General features: G+C 65.6%; 16 protein-coding genes. 10 read left to right on the plus strand and 6 right to left on the minus strand.

Features of this window, described 5'->3' with window-relative positions; genetic code table 11:
- The first annotated feature begins 81 nt into the window (after positions 1-81).
- The 3 genes from AOA14_RS08090 (at position 82) to AOA14_RS08100 (ending at position 4,458) form a co-directional block, all read left to right on the plus strand.
- Positions 82-579: a DUF4402 domain-containing protein gene (locus tag AOA14_RS08090; protein WP_058810817.1), complete on the plus strand. Its 498-nt coding sequence runs from the start codon at positions 82-84 to the stop codon at positions 577-579.
- Positions 580-804: 225 nt separating this feature from the next.
- The gene (locus AOA14_RS08095; protein WP_062901415.1) at positions 805-1,632 is read left to right on the plus strand and encodes a fimbrial biogenesis chaperone; all 828 of its coding nucleotides are present in this window, start codon (positions 805-807) and stop codon (positions 1,630-1,632) included.
- A gap of 33 nt (positions 1,633-1,665) precedes the next feature.
- Positions 1,666-4,458 carry a hypothetical protein gene (locus AOA14_RS08100; protein WP_062901416.1) on the plus strand — a complete coding sequence of 931 codons (2,793 nt, stop codon included), beginning with the start codon at positions 1,666-1,668 and terminating at the stop codon, positions 4,456-4,458.
- 35 nt (positions 4,459-4,493) lie between these two features.
- Here the strand turns inward: AOA14_RS08100 and glpX are convergent, their stop codons facing one another.
- Complete coding sequence (gene glpX / locus AOA14_RS08105; RefSeq protein ID WP_062901417.1) at positions 4,494-5,468, minus strand: class II fructose-bisphosphatase; 975 nt, start codon at positions 5,466-5,468, stop codon at positions 4,494-4,496.
- Between the two features lie 129 nt (positions 5,469-5,597).
- Here glpX and AOA14_RS08110 point away from each other — a divergent pair, with 129 nt between their 5' ends.
- Entirely contained in the window at positions 5,598-5,984 is a 387-nt protein-coding gene (locus tag AOA14_RS08110) for a hypothetical protein (RefSeq protein ID WP_238929755.1), read from the plus strand.
- Here the strand turns inward: AOA14_RS08110 and AOA14_RS08115 are convergent.
- From AOA14_RS08115 to AOA14_RS08125, 3 genes are all read right to left on the minus strand, one after another.
- Entirely contained in the window at positions 5,981-6,805 is an 825-nt protein-coding gene (locus AOA14_RS08115; RefSeq protein WP_202988432.1) for a hypothetical protein, read from the minus strand. The genes AOA14_RS08110 and AOA14_RS08115 overlap by 4 nt on opposite strands.
- Before the next feature lie 59 nt (positions 6,806-6,864).
- The gene (locus AOA14_RS08120) at positions 6,865-8,184 is read right to left on the minus strand and encodes a homoserine dehydrogenase (protein WP_062901420.1); all 1,320 of its coding nucleotides are present in this window, start codon (positions 8,182-8,184) and stop codon (positions 6,865-6,867) included.
- A 111-nt stretch (positions 8,185-8,295) separates the two neighbouring features.
- On the minus strand, positions 8,296-9,030 hold the full coding sequence (locus tag AOA14_RS08125; RefSeq protein WP_238929756.1) for a hypothetical protein: 735 nt from the start codon (positions 9,028-9,030) through the stop codon (positions 8,296-8,298).
- Between the two features lie 417 nt (positions 9,031-9,447).
- On the opposite strand from AOA14_RS08125, the gene AOA14_RS08130 reads away from it, so the two are divergent.
- The 5 genes from AOA14_RS08130 to AOA14_RS08150 all read left to right on the plus strand — a co-directional run bounded on the left by AOA14_RS08130 (position 9,448) and on the right by AOA14_RS08150 (position 12,805).
- Positions 9,448-10,104: an energy transducer TonB gene (locus AOA14_RS08130; protein ID WP_062901422.1), complete on the plus strand. Its 657-nt coding sequence runs from the start codon at positions 9,448-9,450 to the stop codon at positions 10,102-10,104.
- A 126-nt stretch (positions 10,105-10,230) separates the two neighbouring features.
- A complete protein-coding gene (locus AOA14_RS08135; RefSeq protein ID WP_062903069.1) occupies positions 10,231-10,986 on the plus strand; it encodes a MotA/TolQ/ExbB proton channel family protein in 756 nt (251 codons plus the stop codon).
- Positions 10,987-11,105: 119 nt separating this feature from the next.
- Entirely contained in the window at positions 11,106-11,597 is a 492-nt protein-coding gene (locus tag AOA14_RS08140; protein ID WP_062901423.1) for an ExbD/TolR family protein, read from the plus strand.
- A 32-nt stretch (positions 11,598-11,629) separates the two neighbouring features.
- Positions 11,630-12,055 carry an ExbD/TolR family protein gene (locus AOA14_RS08145; RefSeq protein ID WP_062901424.1) on the plus strand — a complete coding sequence of 142 codons (426 nt, stop codon included), beginning with the start codon at positions 11,630-11,632 and terminating at the stop codon, positions 12,053-12,055.
- A gap of 186 nt (positions 12,056-12,241) precedes the next feature.
- Positions 12,242-12,805: a superoxide dismutase family protein gene (locus AOA14_RS08150; RefSeq protein WP_062903070.1), complete on the plus strand. Its 564-nt coding sequence runs from the start codon at positions 12,242-12,244 to the stop codon at positions 12,803-12,805.
- Between the two features lie 31 nt (positions 12,806-12,836).
- Here AOA14_RS08150 and AOA14_RS08155 read toward each other — a convergent pair whose 3' ends face one another.
- Positions 12,837-14,441 (minus strand): spinster family MFS transporter, encoded by a 1,605-nt coding sequence (locus AOA14_RS08155; RefSeq protein WP_062901425.1) that lies wholly within the window; start codon positions 14,439-14,441, stop codon positions 12,837-12,839.
- 105 nt (positions 14,442-14,546) lie between these two features.
- Between AOA14_RS08155 and AOA14_RS08160 the strand changes: the two genes are divergently transcribed.
- A complete protein-coding gene (locus AOA14_RS08160; RefSeq protein ID WP_062901426.1) occupies positions 14,547-15,035 on the plus strand; it encodes a low molecular weight protein-tyrosine-phosphatase in 489 nt (162 codons plus the stop codon).
- On the opposite strand, the gene thpR is transcribed toward AOA14_RS08160, so the two are convergent.
- Positions 14,942-15,559: an RNA 2',3'-cyclic phosphodiesterase gene (thpR, locus tag AOA14_RS08165; RefSeq protein ID WP_062903071.1), complete on the minus strand. Its 618-nt coding sequence runs from the start codon at positions 15,557-15,559 to the stop codon at positions 14,942-14,944. The two genes, AOA14_RS08160 and thpR, sit on opposite strands and share 94 nt — an antisense overlap.
- Between the last annotated feature and the right edge of the window lie 27 nt (positions 15,560-15,586).

Consider the following 15,586-nt stretch of genomic DNA (forward strand, 5'->3'; position numbering starts at 1 on the left):
GCTGAACCGGTCGCCCGCTAAAGGGGTCGGCGAATGGGGTGGGATTTCCATTCGATTATCGACTGTTCAAGGGACCAACTTATGCGCACCATTGGAATGAAGCGCGCCCTCATCGGCGCCGCAATTGCTGCTCTCGCCATGAACGCCCCGGCGGCGCATGCGGCGACGGCCACGGGTACGGCGAAGGCGAAGATCCTTCGCCAGATCACGCTCTCCAACACCAGCGATCTGCAGTTCGCGACCGTCATCAGCGGCGCGACCGCCTCGACGGTCGCGGTGTCGACCGCGGGCGGCGTGACCTGCGGCACGGGACTGACCTGCACCGGCACCACGACGGCGGCCAATTTCGACATCACCGGCACCAATGGTGCGGTTGTCGTGGTCGGTGGCGACGCGAATGTCACGCTCAACGGATCGCTTGGCGGCACGATGAACTCGACGCTCAGCTATTCGGCGACGAACGTTACGCTCGGTGCGACCGGCGGCAGCTTTCAGGTCGGCGGCACGCTCAGCGTTGGCGCCAACCAGACGGCTGGCGATTACAGCGGCACGTTCAACGTCACTGCCAACTACCAGTAAACCCTGATTATCAGGTGGGGGGATCGGCGCGCCTGTGGGCGTGCCGGCCATCGAAAGGGGTCGCCGGATACCAGCTCCGGCGGCCCTTTTTCGTATGCGCGGCGCAGGGCGATGCGTGCGTGCCCAGCTATGGTTAGCGAAATATCAACCATGATGGCGCAACAGGGAGGCGACCAACCTGGGGGCGGCGACCGCGGTCCCCGAACGATTGTGGGGATCGTATCTATGTTTCGCTTTTTCAAGGGCTTTTGCCTGCTCGCGGCGGCTGCGTGCAGCAGCACTGCGCCGTCCGCGCACGCCGCGGGCGATCTGCTCGTGGCACCGACGCGCGTGATTCTCGACGGTTCGCGCGGCACCGAGGTGGTGCTCAACAATATCGGGGCCGAACCCGCAACCTACCGCGTTAGCCTGGAGATCAAGCGGATGACCGCCGAGGGCGGGCTCGACGAGATTGACGAGGCGAACGCGAACGCTGCCGAACGCGCCGCGCTCGACATGATCGCCTTCAGCCCGCGCCGCGTGACGCTGCCGCCGAACCAGCCGCAGGTGATCCGCATCGGCGTGCGTATCCCCGAAGGCCTCGCGCCGGGTGAATATCGCGCGCATATGCTTTTCCGCGCGGTTCCCGATGCGGCACCGGCCGTCGCCGATCCTGCCAAGCCGACGGGCGACGGTGTGTCGATCGCGCTCACCCCCATCTATGGCATCACTATCCCGATCATCGTGCGCGTCGGCGAACTCGCCGCGACCGCAAAGATCGGGGAGGCATGGGTTGGGGATACGCGCGACGGACCCGCCTTCAATTTCCACCTCACGCGCACCGGCAACCGGTCGGTCTATGGCGATATCGCGGTGACGCGGCCGGGTGTGGCTGAGCCGCTGCTGCTGGCGCGCGGCATCGCCGTTTATCCAGAGGTCGGCGATCGCACCGTTTCGCTGCGCGTGCCGGCCGAGGTCGCGGCGAAGCTGAAGGGGCCGGTGCAGATCCGCTATTCGGAGGATCGCGAAGTCGGCGGTGCGACGATCGATCAGGCCGACCGGGTGGTGAAATAGCCGGACGGCGCGCGGAACCGGACGGAGGCGGCGATGCTCGGCGCCTTCCTGAAACGCCTGCTGCCGGCGCTCGCCGCCGGGATGGCGCTGGTGGGCTTGCTGCCCTCCGGCGCCCACGCCGCTGAAAAAACAGATATATATCAAACTACTAGTGACAGCTGGAAACCGAACGAAGACGATCGATGGCTGTTCGACCTGCGCTCGGGCCAATATCGGCTCGGCGACGGCGTACGGGGTTATCAGACGCCGCAGGGGCTGTGCGTCGATCTTGCCGATGTCGTGCTCGCACTCGATCTCGCGGTGCGCGTCGACCGCAAGTTGCGCCGCGCAACCGGCTGGGTGCTCGACGAGCGCCGCACCTTCCTGATCGACCGCGACGCGGGCGAAGTGCGCGCGGGCAGCGAGCGCTTCCGGATCGGCGCGAATATGATCCGCGACACGGCGGCGGGGTGGTGCGTCGACCTTGCCAGTCTGTCGAAATGGATCGGGGTGCCGATCAGCGCCGACCTGTCGAATGCTGTTCTGCGCATCGATTCGAAGGAAAAGCTGCCGTTCCAGCTCGCCGCCGAGCGCCGCGCGCGCGCTGCGACGATTCGTCCGCAGACGCGCTTCGACCTCGCCAGCCTGCCGCAAGCGCCGCGACCCTACCGAATGTGGAGCACGCCGTCGCTCGACGTTGTCGCTTCGGCAGGCGTGGTGTCCGACAAGCAGGGCGGCTCTTCGACGCAGGCGCGTTACGAAATCTTCGCTGCCGGCGAATTGCTCAAGCAGAGCTTCGATGCGCGCCTCTCGTCCGACGACAAGGGCGTCCCCGACAGCCTGCGCCTGCGGCTCTATCGCACCGATCCCACCGGCCAGCTTCTCGGCCCGCTCCACGCGACGCATTATGCGGTCGGCGATGTCAGCCTGCTGTCGACGGGAATCGTCGCCCAGTCGGTGCCGGGCCGTGGCGCGGTGCTGACCAATCGCCCCGTCGAACGCCCCGACGCGTTCGACAAGACCGATTTCCGCGGCGATCTACCCGCCGGATGGGACGCCGAACTCTATCGCAACGGTCAGTTGCTGGCCTTTACCAGCCCCAATGGCGACGGCCGCTACGAATTTCTGGGCGTCCCACTGCAATATGGATCGAACCGGTTCGAGATCGTCCTTTATGGCCCGCAGGGGCAAGTGCGCCGCGAAATCCGGCAATTGCAGGTCGGGCTCGATTCGATCCCGCCGCAAAAGACCTGGTATTGGGCCGGGATTGCCCAGGACGATACCGACCTGATCGAGTTCGGCGGGCCGCGCGGCGGCGCCTTCCGGCGCGGCTGGCGCGGTTCGGCGGGGATCGAGCGCGGCCTCGATACGCGCACCTCGATCGCCGCCTATTTCCACAGTCTGCTGATCGAGAATGTCCGCCGCAACTATGGCGAGGCGGCGCTGCGCCGTTCGATCGGCCCGACCTTGCTCGAGTTTGGCGTTGCCTATGCCGACGACGGCGGCCACGCGCTGCGGGCAAGCTGGCTCGCCGGCTTTGGCGAAACCTATATCCGTGCCGACGCGATGCGCGGTTGGGGCGGTTTTGTTTCGGACCGTTTCATCAACAATATCAACGGCCTCTATTCGGTGTCGATCGACCAGTCGGTAAAATTGGGACAGGCGGTGCTGCCGTTGCACGTCGATGTGGCGAAGATCGACCGGACCTCGGGCGTTTCGAGCATCGGGGCCTCGGGACGCGCCTCGGCGAGTTTCCGCACCATGACGCTGACCGGGCAGATCGACTGGTCGCGATCGGATGTGCCCTATGGCCCCGACCCGCCTGACAATCTGACCGCCACGCTGCTCGCCAATGCGCGCATCGGGCGCGTCCGTCTGCGCGGTGAGGCGCGCTTTGCGCTGGCGGGATCGAACGCCGATTCGCGCCTGACCGCGATTGCCGAATGGTCGGGCAAGCGCGACGCCGAATGGCGCGCCGAACTGGGCTATGACAAGGGGCTCGACCGCGCGCGCGCCGGGATTGGCTACACGCGGCGTTTCGACAAGTTTCAGCTTTCGGGCTTCGGCGAAGTGGCGAGCGACGGATCGGTCGCGGCGTCGCTGTCGCTTGCCTTCAGCTTCGGGCCGCGCAGCCGGGCCGATGGCGGCGGCGGGGGCTGGCGCGTGTCGAGCGAAAAGCTCGCAAGCCGCGGCCAGGTGCTCGCCGAAGTGTGGATGGACGATAATGGCGACGGTATCCGCCAGCCGGGCGAAGCGGCGGTCGCCGACGTCCCGCTGACCGCGGGTAATGGCTATGTCGATAGCGCAACCGCGAAGGATGGCCGTGCCACGATCGACGGTCTCGAACCCTTTCGTCCGGTGATGATCGGCATCGATGCCGGAAGCCTGCCCGACCCCTATATCCAGCCCGCACTGCCCGGTGTGGTCGTCACGCCGCGGCCCGGCGTCGCGACGCATGTTGCGCTACCGCTGACCGCGGCCGGCGAAATCGAAGGCGTCGCGATGCGCGACGGCGGCAATGCGATCGAGGGATTGCAGCTCGAGCTGGTCGATGCAGAAGGACGGGTGCGCGCAACCACTCTGACCGAGTTCGACGGATATTTCCTTTTTGAAAGCGTGGCTTACGGACGCTACACGGTGCGGATAGCGAAAGCATCGGCGGCCGCTCTGCGGCTCGATGCCGCATTTGCGCTATCCGCGGTCCCGGGCAAGCAGACGCCGCGCGTTCGGCTCGGAACGCTGGCGCTGAAGCCGCTGGCGCGCGCGCTGGCGGGCGGGGACGCCGCCGGCGGGGGACAGGGCGGCGCGCGGGCACCGCCCGACGACGCGAAAGCAAGCGGCGGCTAAAGTCCTGATCCTGCTTTGGGGGTGACGGGGCGTCCTCAGCCGAGGCGATGTTCGCCCTTCACCCAGCGCACGGTGCCCGACGATGCGCGCATCACCACGGTTTCAGTGGTCAAGATGCCGCCGCGGCGATGCTTGACGCCGCGCAGAAGCGAGCCGTCGGTGACGCCGGTTGCGGCGAAGATTACATCGCCCTTGGCCAGATCTTCGAGGTCGTAGACGCGGTCGAGATCTTCGATTCCCCATTTTTTCGCGCGCAGCCGCTCGTCGTCGTTGCGGAAAAGCAGGCGGCCCTTGAACTGGCCACCGACGCAGCGCAGCGCCGCCGCGGCGAGCACACCTTCGGGCGCGCCGCCCGATCCCATATAGATATCGACATTGGTTTCGGGATTGGTCGTAGCGATCACGCCCGCGACGTCGCCGTCTGGGATCAGCGCGACGCCGCAGCCGATCGCGCGCAGTTCGGCGATGATCGCTTCATGGCGGGGGCGGTCGAGGACGCAGACGATGATGTCGGCCGGCGCGCAGCCTTTTTCGCGGGCCACCGCTTCGACATTTTCGCGCACGCTATTGTCGAAATTAACGATCCCGGGCGAATAGCCGGGACCGACCGCAAGCTTGTCCATATAGACGTCGGGGGCGTTGAGCAGGCAGCCTTCTTCGGCGATCGCGAGCACTGCGAGCGCGTTGGGGCCGGCCTTGGCGGTGATCGTGGTGCCTTCGAGCGGGTCGACCGCAATGTCGATCTTCGGGCCCTTGCCAGGCGCATTGCCGACCTTTTCGCCGATAAAGAGCATCGGCGCTTCGTCGCGTTCGCCTTCGCCGATCACGATCGTGCCGTCCATATAGAGCGTGTTGAAAGCGTTGCGCATCGCCTCTACGGCGGCGGCATCGGCCGCCTTTTCGTCGCCGCGGCCGATCAGCTTGGCGGCAGCGATCGCCGCGGCTTCGGTGACGCGCACCATTTCGAGCACCAGGACCCGGTCGAGGTTGCTACCGTCACTTTTTGCCATCGGCTCACATCTCCGTCTTTACTTGCTCCGCCCCATCGGCATGCTGGGCGCCATATGGTCGTGCGCCCCGCTTGTCGAGATCGCTTCGCCCGATTCGGGGGCGTGATTGCGCTGACGTGCGTCATTGGGATGACAGCGCCGCCGCTCGCCGCTCAGGACGCGCCGCCGCCGCCCGCGCAGGACGCCGAGGGTGCGATCGCGCGCAGCCGGGTGCTGCCCGACCCCGTGCGCCGCTGCGGTCCGATCAAGGCTGGCGAGATTCTGGTGTGCGGCTCCGATACCGACCGCAATCGCCTGTCGCCCGAACTGCGCGCCATCGCCGGGGTGGGTCAGGATGCATCGCCGCAAATCCCGCGGGCCGAGGCGAGGGCGATGAGCCTCGACAAGCTGCCCTATAACTGGATGCCGATCGGTGGGCGGTACAAGCCCGGCCCCGAATATAACCCGCTTTACGAGATGGCGAAGCGCGCGACCGATCCCGAAGCGGGAATCCCCGCGCTGCCCGAGGAGCCCTAGGCAAACACCTCGACTGTCGTGCGATCTTCGGAGGCGCGGTATAGACCTGCGGGAACGAGCAGCAGCATCAGGAAATAGGCCGCCCAGAACAGCAGCCATCCGATACGCATCGCCGTTTCGGCGAAACTGCCGGGCGCGCTGTTGAACAGAATGAAAAGATGCGGTGCGAGCAGCGCCAGCGTCAGCAGGCCGGACAGGACGTAGATGGCAAGATAGAGCCCGAGGAGACGCGGCCATGCCGTTCGCGTGCGGCGCCAGGATTCGGCAAAGGCCGATACCGGCTCGAGCCGCCCGCTCGCCGCCATCACCGGTCCGACGAGGCAGAATCGCGCATAAATCCACGAGCCGAGCAGCGCCGAAACGATATAGCGGAGGATCACAAGGGCGATTCCATAGCTCTGAACAGACTGAAATGCCGCGAGCAGCAGGATCGGTAGCGACAGGATGATTCCGACGCCGAAATAGAGGATCATATTGACCACCAGATAGGCCGCGCCGGCGACGAGCCCGTACATGATCTCCGAAATATAGCCCTCGCGGATCTCGGCGAGCAGCGCATTCCAGGCCGCAAGCAGCGCGCCGCTTACGATCAGGCTGACGATGCCAAGAAGATAGAGCGGCCCGGTGATCGATCCGCTGACGCGATAGGTCCAGGGATCGGCAGCGATGGCGACGAGGGTGCGCAGATCGAAGATCGGCTCGCTCGACAGCAGCAGAAAGGGCAGCACGACGCCGAGGCCGACATAGGTCAGCAGCGCTTGCCAATACTGCCGGGCCAGCGCGCGTGCTTCGGCCAATCCCTCCCGGATCGCTATATCCATGTCTGTCCCCCCACCCCCTCAGCGAGAGCTAACAGGGGGATTTGCGAATGCAAGCGGGGTCAGAGCGCCAGGATCGGCATATGCATTGGCGTACCGATGACATGATCCGATGCTGCGAGCGCCGCGAGCGCCGCGGCGACGGCGCGGCCCGGACCTTCGTGCGTGACGAGCGCGATCAGCACGCCGCCCTCGGCATCGTCGCCGCGCTGGATGAAGCTTTCGATCGAAACGCCGGCGTCGCGCATAGCGGTCGCGATCTCGGCAAGGACGCCGATCCGGTCCTCGACGATCAGGCGGACATAATGTTTGCCGACGCGCGCGCCCGCATCGGCGGCGGGGGCGGCATCAAGCGCATCGACCGGCATCGCGAAGGCGGGGCCATATTCGTCGCGCGCGATGTCGATGATGTCGGCGACGATCGCCGATGCCGTCGGCCCCGCGCCCGCGCCCGCGCCTTCGAAAAAGAGTCGGCCGACGAAATTGCCCTCGGCGACGACGGCATTGAGCGCGCCGGGGACATAGGCGAGCGGATGGTCGGCGGGGACGAGGCACGGCTGGACATGTTGATAGAGACCGCCTTCGTCGCGTTCGGCCATACCGATCAGGCGGACGCGGTGGCCGAGCGCGGCGGCCTCGCGAATGTCGGCGGCGATCAGGCCGCGGATGCCCTCGGCGGTCACCGTGTCGATGTCGAGCCGGGTGCCGAAGCAGAGCGCGGCGAGGATCGACAATTTGTGTGCGGCGTCGATCCCGTCGACGTCGAAGGTCGGGTCGGCCTCGGCATAGCCTTCGGCCTGGGCCGCGGCGAGGGCGTCGGCGAAGCTCGCGCCCTCGCGCTCCATCAGCGTCAGGATATAATTGCAGGTGCCGTTTAGGATGCCATAGACGCGGGCGATCTGGTTCGCCGAGGCGCCTTCGCGGATCGCCTTGATGACCGGGATGCCGCCCGCGACGGCGGCTTCATATTTGAGCGGCGTGTCCTGCGCCTCGGCGATCTGCGCGAGATCGAGCCCATGATGCGCGATCATCGCCTTGTTCGCGGTGACGAGCGCCTTGCCCGCGCCCAGCGCCTGGCGGGCGAGCGTCAGCGCAGGGCCGTCGGCGCCGCCGACCATCTCGACCACGACGTCGACATCGTCGGATTCGACCAGCGCCGCCATATCGTCTTCCCAGCGATAGGGCGACAGATCGACGCCGCGATCCTTCTGGCGGTCGCGCGCGGAGACGGCGACGATCTCGACCGCGCGGCCGGCGCGGCGTGCGATCAGGGCGCGATTCGCCTCGAGCAACCGGACGACACCGCCGCCGACGACGCCGATACCGGCGAGCGCGACACGCAGCGGCGGGCGCGGGGTGGCGGGGGCGGGCTGAGGCGACATGCAGGCACTCCTTGGCAGGGCGGGCCGGAGCCCGCATTCGCCTGCGCCCCTATCGGCTTTTCGCCCGGAAACAAGGCCCCGCGTTGCCGCAGGCCCGGCAGTTTGGCTGGGTCAGAGGCCTGGCGGCGGTGTGCGGGTGCGCGTGCATTGACCGAGCGCGCCAAGGACGACGGCATAATCGGCGGCCGCTTTCTTGCGGTCTTCGGGAGCGGTGCCGCCGAGTTTGCTGAGCGGCAGGCTTCGCGGCAAGCCGCAGGCCAGGCGATACCAGCCGAGCGTGTTCTGGCGCGGAATCGGCGCGCTTTCGTCGACGATCTCGCCGAAGGCGGCCGACCAGCGGCGCGACCCGTCGGCGGCGGTCAGGACGGTGATCGACACCGGTTCGCCGGTCTTGGTGTCGAGGAACAGCTGCGTCTCGCCCTCGCCGGGCAGTGTGCCGGGGACGTGGAAACCGTTGGCGATTCCGGTAATCGCGGGCGGGGCGCCGGGCTTGACCAGCTCGGTCAGGATCGCGCGCAGCCGCGATTCGGTCGCAGCGTCCCAAGGCAATTGGGCGTCGGGCGCGATCAGCTGGACGCTACCGGTGCTGCTGCTCCCCGCTGCCGCGCCCGCGACCGGGCGGGCGAAAAGCAGCACGGGCTGCTTCTTTTTGAGCTTCGGCGGCTTGCCTTTTGCGTCGAGCGGAAGGTCGACAAGATAGCTGATCCGCGCCGCCAGCGGCCCCGATCCGCGAATCAGGCTGACCACATCGGCCTCGACATAGAATCGCGCAAAGCCCGCCGCGAGCCCCGGTGCCCGTTCGGCCTTAAGCAGCGCCGTGCTGTAGACACGCGCCTCGATCACCATCGGGGCAACTGTCGCCAGATCGGCGAGATCGGCATAGCTCCAGGGACTTTCGGTACCTGCGGCGGGTGTCGGAGTTTGGGCGTAAGCATTTGAAAAACAATTAGTAAACAAAGCAATGCCGGCCACGGTAGCCAGGGCGAGGGCGCGCATATTCGATCCACCTTCTGTTCTATCCTGCCTCGAAAGGCGGCCAATTGCCCATCATGGACAAGTGCACATTAACCGCTGATAAAGGGTTTGCGAACTTCTCGCCACCGCGATAGGACGAGCGGTGAAGCGTCCGGCACAAACAGAACAAGCCGGTTGCTAAGCCATCGGGTCTGCGGAGCGCATCGGAAAATATCCGGGCAATTGGCAACCGAACCCGATGGTGCGGATTTGGTGTCAGGATGATCTAGCAAGGAGCGTCGTCCCTGAATGGCTTATGGTGATAATGTCGACCCTAAAAACAGGGTAGTGGCAATTGTCTTGGTGGGCTTGCTGACGGCAGTGCTGGGCTACGGCCTGGTGAACGGCCTGAATATCAGCATCGTCAAGAAAATTGCCGAAAAATTGGACGTGGTGGACGTCGAAGAGCCGCCGCCGCCGGAGGAGCCGCCGCCGCCGCCGCCGCCGGATAACAAGCTGCCGCCGCCGCCGCCGGTCGTGACGCCTCCGTCGCCGATCCCGCCGCCGAGCACCGCGAACCAGATCCAGTCGGTTCCGACGCCGCCGCCGGCGCCCCCGCCGCAGGTCTATACGCCGCCCGCGCCGCCGGCTCCGCCGCCGACCCCCGACATGTCGAAGGGAGCGTCGCCGAAGGGGTCTCCGGGCCGCTGGGTGACGAACGACGACTATCCGCCGAGCGCGCAGCGTCAGGAACGCGAAGGGACGACGGGTTTCCGTCTGACCATTGGCACTGACGGCAAGCCCACCGGCTGCTCGGTCACTTCGTCCAGCGGTCACTCCGACCTCGACGATGCAGCGTGCAAGCTGCTGATGCGCCGCGCGAAATTCGCTCCGGCCGTCGATCGGAACGGCAATCCCACGACGGGTAGCTGGTCGAGCCGCTTTACCTGGAAGATCGACCGCTAAGCGCCGTTTTTCCTGAATTTTCCGGCAGCAATGCCGACCCCCGGTTTAGATTTTTTGAGAGGGAATATCGAAATGTTCAATCTGATTGCGAACGCCGCTGCTGCGGCTGGTGCCCATGATGTCGGGATGAGCCTCATGCCCGCGTCGATGTGCGTCAAGAAAGAGGGCGAGAACCCCTATGGTCTCGTCCCGGCGCTGTGCGAAGGCGGTATCGTGTCGCAGATCACCTTCCTCGTCCTGCTGATCATGTTCATCGGCACGCTGTACATCCTGTTCACCAAGCTGTTCGAACAGAATAAGGTGATCAACCAGGGCAAGGCAGTCGACGCGAACTTCTGGCGTGCGCCGACCCTCGCTGAAGGTATGAACAAGCTTGAAAAGAACAGCGCCTATCGTCAGGTCGTCGAAGACGGTCTGCGCGCCAACGAAGAGCATAACAAGCTGACCGACCCGGTCGAAGCGCATGACTGGATGCACGGCACGCTCGAGCGTTCGCAGAACCACATCAACTCGAAGCTCAACGGCGGCCTCGCCTTCCTCGCGACCGTCGGTTCGACCGCGCCGTTCGTCGGTCTGTTCGGTACGGTTATCGGTATTCTTCGCGCCCTCGTGAAGATCGGTGCATCGGGCCAGGCCTCGATCGACACCGTCGCCGGCCCGGTCGGTGAAGCGCTCATCATGACCGCCATCGGTCTGATCGTCGCGGTTCCCGCGGTTCTCGCCTTCAACTGGCTCCAGAGCCGCAACAAGGCGATTGCTCGCCGTCTGTCGACCTTCTCGAACGACGTGCTCGGCTCGATCATGTCGGGTGGCCAGGTGAAGCCGGCGATTGCCGCTGCGCCCGCCAAGGCTGCTCCCGCCGCTGCGCCGAAGAAGGCCTAAGACTCTCGCGCTCCGTCGGCCGCTCAGGCGATCGGCGGGGCCGCTGGACAGCGACAGGCGCGCTTCGGCAGGCTTTTCGCAGGTCCATGACAGTAATTTTGTGACAGGATGCTAATCCTATGGCGATGAGTGCAGGCGCAAAGGGCGAAGATGCCCCGATGTCCGACATCAACACGACGCCGCTCGTGGATATCATGCTTGTGCTTCTCATCATCTTCCTCATCACGGTTCCCGTGGTGTTGGAGACGGTGGAGCTCAAGCTGCCCGACGTCGCTTTTGAGCCGACGACGACGAAGCCCGAGAATGTGAACATCTCGGTTCGAGCGGGCGCAACCCCCGGTAGCTGCGAAGTATATTGGGGCCAGTCTCCGGTCGATTCGCGCGAATTGCTCAAGCGCGGTCAAGACAAGCTTGAAAAGCTTCTCAACGATATCGGCGGGCCCCAGAATATCACCGAAGAGAACTTCCCCGAAGTGCATATCCGCGGCGACATCAATACGCCGTACCAGTGCATCGGCGGTGTGATCTACACGATGCAATATGCCGGTTTCCAGAAGATCGGGTTCATTTCGGAACCTGCCCCTGGTTCGGCTACGCTGGGCCGCCTCTAAGGCGGTCCGCGAAGGAATGAAGGAATAGTCTCATGGCTATGGCTGTTGGGGATCGGGACGATAATGAACCGATGATGGAAATGAACACGACGCCGCTGATCGACGTCATGCTCGTTTTGCTCATCATGTTCATCATCACCATTCCGGTCCAAACCCACGCGGTGAAGATCGACCTGCCGGTTCCGACCGATTCGAAGAACAATGTCGACCCGGAAAAGAACAAGATCATGATCGACCCCGCGGGGACGGTCACGTGGAACGGCGTTCCGGTCGATCTGGCGCAGCTTTCGGATTATCTCGAGCAGACGAAGGCGCTGCCGGTTGAACCCGAACTGCAGATCCAGCCGGACCCCTACGCCCGCTATATCGTGGTCGATCGCGTCATGGCGGTCGTGAAGCGTAGCGGCGTCGGCAAGCTCGGCTTCGTCGGTAACGAACAATATGGGCGCGTTTTCTGATCGCTAGATCAGCGATGCGCCATTGAAGGGCCGCGGAGCGATCCGCGGCCCTTTTGCTTTGCCCGGCGTGAAAGCGCTTGGCGCGGCAGCTTCGACGGGGCATCCTGCGGGCCTGGGAACGAACGCCGCGCTGCGGCGTAGGATTTTCGCAAGCGCCGCACCGCGCCAATGATGGGGAGCCGATCGATGAAGCCTGCCGCCACTTTCCGACCGACGATGACCGCCGCGCTGTGCGTAGCCTCGCTGCTCGCCCTTGGCGGCTGCGCCAGCGGATCAAAGGGGCCGACGACGACGATGCCCCCGTCCGACGCCCATGCGCAGCTTTACGACGCCTCGGGCGCCGACCGTGGGCGCGTCGATATCTACAAGGATGGAACGGGCCTGCGCATCGAACTGGTCGCGCGCGGCTTTGCACCTGGCACATATGGCATGCATCTGCACGCCGTCGGCCAATGCACCCCGCCCGATTTCACCAGCGCCGGCCCGCACTGGAACCCGACCCATGCCCAGCATGGCCGCGACAACCCGATGGGCGCGCATCACGGCGATCTGCCCAACCTCGTCGTCGAATCGGGAACGATCGGCCGCGCGACGCTGCAGGTCGTCGGCTCGCGCCTGACCGGCGAGGGCGGGCTGCTCGATGCCGACGGCGCGGCGTTCGTCATCCACGCCGGTCCCGATGATTACAAGACGGATCCGAGCGGTAACAGCGGCGGCCGCGTTGCCTGCGGCGTGATCACGGCCGGATAAGCAGCGGCATATCGGCGTTGCGCGGGCGCAGTCAGGCGGCCGCGTTCGCCGCGCGCTCGGCAATCGTCGCTTCGGCCTGCGGCACCGTGCGATAAGCATAGATCAGCAGCGCCAGCGCGATCGGCGCGACGCCGATCAGCGACAATATGCCGGTCCGCAGGTCACCCACGGGCTTGCCATCGACTATCGTGCCGGCGAGGTCCGAAATCTGCCCGACCATGTAGGGACCAAACGACAGGCCGACGAGTGTCGTGCCGAGGAAGAAGGCGGCGGTCGCCGTCCCGCGCATGCGCGGCAATACCAGATCCTGCGTGGTTGCGGCGGCCGCGCCCAGCGCTGCGGCACCGAACATGCCGGCAAGGAAGTTCATCGCATAGAAGATGAAGCTGCTTTCGGTCGTGTAACCGATCCAGATCGGGATGATCGGCGCGACAACGCCGAATATGATCGTCAGAATGCGGCCCGCCGGATTGCGCGCGCGCAGCGCGTCGGCGATGCGGCCCCCCAGAATTACCCCGACGAACCCTGCAAGCGCACCATTGGCGCCGAGAATGAATGCCAGTTCCTGCTTGGGCAGCTTCAGCACAAGCTCGGCATAGGGCGGTGACCAGAAGGCGAGAGCATAGGCGGCAAGGCTCACCAGCCCGTAACCCAGCGTCGTGCAGATGAAGGCTGGCGTGCCCCAGATCAGACGGAAGGTCGCAGGATCGCGCGCGCGCAGCGTCGAGGCCCATGAAAAGACGGCGTAATAGCCAAGCCCGACCGCCGACCATTGCGGGAAATTGCCCGTCAGGCGAATCATCCACCACGCAAAGGCGGCGATCACGGCGGCGAAGCCGATGTTTACCGCCAGTGCGGTCGGGCCGCGCTGTGCGGCGCCGAAAAGGGTGAAGGGCGGAACGATCGTTGACAGGTCGCGAAAGAATTCGCGGAAAGGATGGGGCGAACTGTGGCTCGCGACTCCGTCCATCGCGCCGCGCGCGGGTTCGCGCAGCGTTGCGACCCACAGAGCGACGAGCAGGCCGGGAATGCCGACGGCCAGAAATGCGCCGTGCCAGCCGACCAGCCCCATCGGCCCGCCGTTCGGCCAGGTGCGGTTCCACGCCTCGACGATCGAGGCGCCGATGAACAGCGAAACGCCGCCGCCAAGGTAAAGCCCCGACGAATAGATGGCGAGCGCGGTCGCCTTCTGCCGCTTGGGGAAATAGTCGGATATCAGCGAATAGGCGGTCGGGCTGGCGGTCGCTTCGCCGACGCCGACGCCCATGCGGGCAAAGGTCAGCGTTACCTGATTGCGTGCGAACCCCGACAGGGCGGTCATCGTCGACCAAAGTGCGAGGCCGATCGACAGCAGCTTCACGCGGTTCCAATTGTCGGCGAGGCGTCCGAGCGGGATGCCGAACAGCGCATAGAAGACCGCGAAGGCGGCACCGCCGAGGAAGCCCATGTCGGCGTCGGTCAGGCCGAGGTCGGCCTTGATGTCGACCGCAAGGATGCTGACGATCTGGCGGTCGATGAAGTTGAGGATATAAACGACGACGAGGACGCCGAGGACATACCAGCTGTATCCCGTCGCGCGCGGTTCGGTCTCCGCACTTTCGAAGCCTGTCCCCGGATCGTTGCTCGTCTCAGCCATCTGGCACCGCGCTCCCTCAGTCATTATCGTTAGCCGCCATGGCTAGCAGAGCCGCCGGGCAGCGCAAGTTGAAAACCGGTTCAACTTTGTGAAGAAGGACATGACATGACCGACGACCGGGACGATGCGCCAGCCATCCTTTTTCTCTGCCTTGGCAATATCTGTCGCTCGCCGCTGGCGGAGGGCGCGGCGCGCGCCGCCTTTGCCGACGCCGGAATCGCGATGCGGCTCGATTCTGCGGGGACTGGCGACTGGCATCTCGGTCACCCGCCCGACGCCCGCGCGCAGGCGGAGGCACGGCGGCATGACGTCGATATCGGCGATCTGCGCGCGCGCCAGCTCGTGCGCGGCGACTTTCACCGCTTCGATCTGATCCTGGCTGCCGACGCCGACAATCTGCGGACCGCGCGTGCGCTCGCCCCGGCGGACGCGACGGCGCGGCTGATGCTGATGCTCGATCTCGTACCCGGACGGGCGGGCGAGAGCGTGACCGATCCCTATTATGGCGCCGACGATGGCTTTGCCGAAACCTGGGCCGATGTCAGCGCGGTTGCCGCCGCGCTGGTTGCCGCGACCGGGTCGTCGAGCGGATAGCGCGCGATCGGATGATAGCGCGACCCGCCATGGCCAAGCTCGCTCTCATAAAGGGTGACATGACCGAAGACGAAGTCGGGCGTCGCCAGATCGCCGTTCAGGGCAAGAAAGGGTGCGACGGGCCCCGATCCGCGATTGAGCCGCGCCAGCGTGACATGCGGCAGAAAGGCGCGCGTCTCCTTCTCGATCCCGATGCGCGTCAGCAATTGGTCAACCTTGCGGTGCAGCGCCGCGACCGGTTCGGCGGGCTCAACCCCTGCCCACACCATGTGCGGCCGCCCATGACGCTCGAACAGGCTGACCCCCGCGATGCGTGCGGCGATGGCGGGGGCGTGCAACGCGCCGAGCGCCGCGGCGACATCCTCGGCCCGGTGGTGATCGACTTCACCGATGAAGCGCAAGGTCAGGTGAAGCTGATCGTCATCCTGCCAGCGTGCGCCCGAAATGCCATGCATTGCTGCGATCAGCCGGGCGCGAATCGGCCGCGGCGGGCGCAGGGCGACGAACAGGCGGTGCGTGGACATGGTGCGCCCCGTCATAGGGCTTTTGCA

The sequence above is a fragment of the Sphingopyxis terrae subsp. terrae NBRC 15098 genome, from assembly GCF_001610975.1.
GTDB lineage: Bacteria > Pseudomonadota > Alphaproteobacteria > Sphingomonadales > Sphingomonadaceae > Sphingopyxis > Sphingopyxis terrae_A.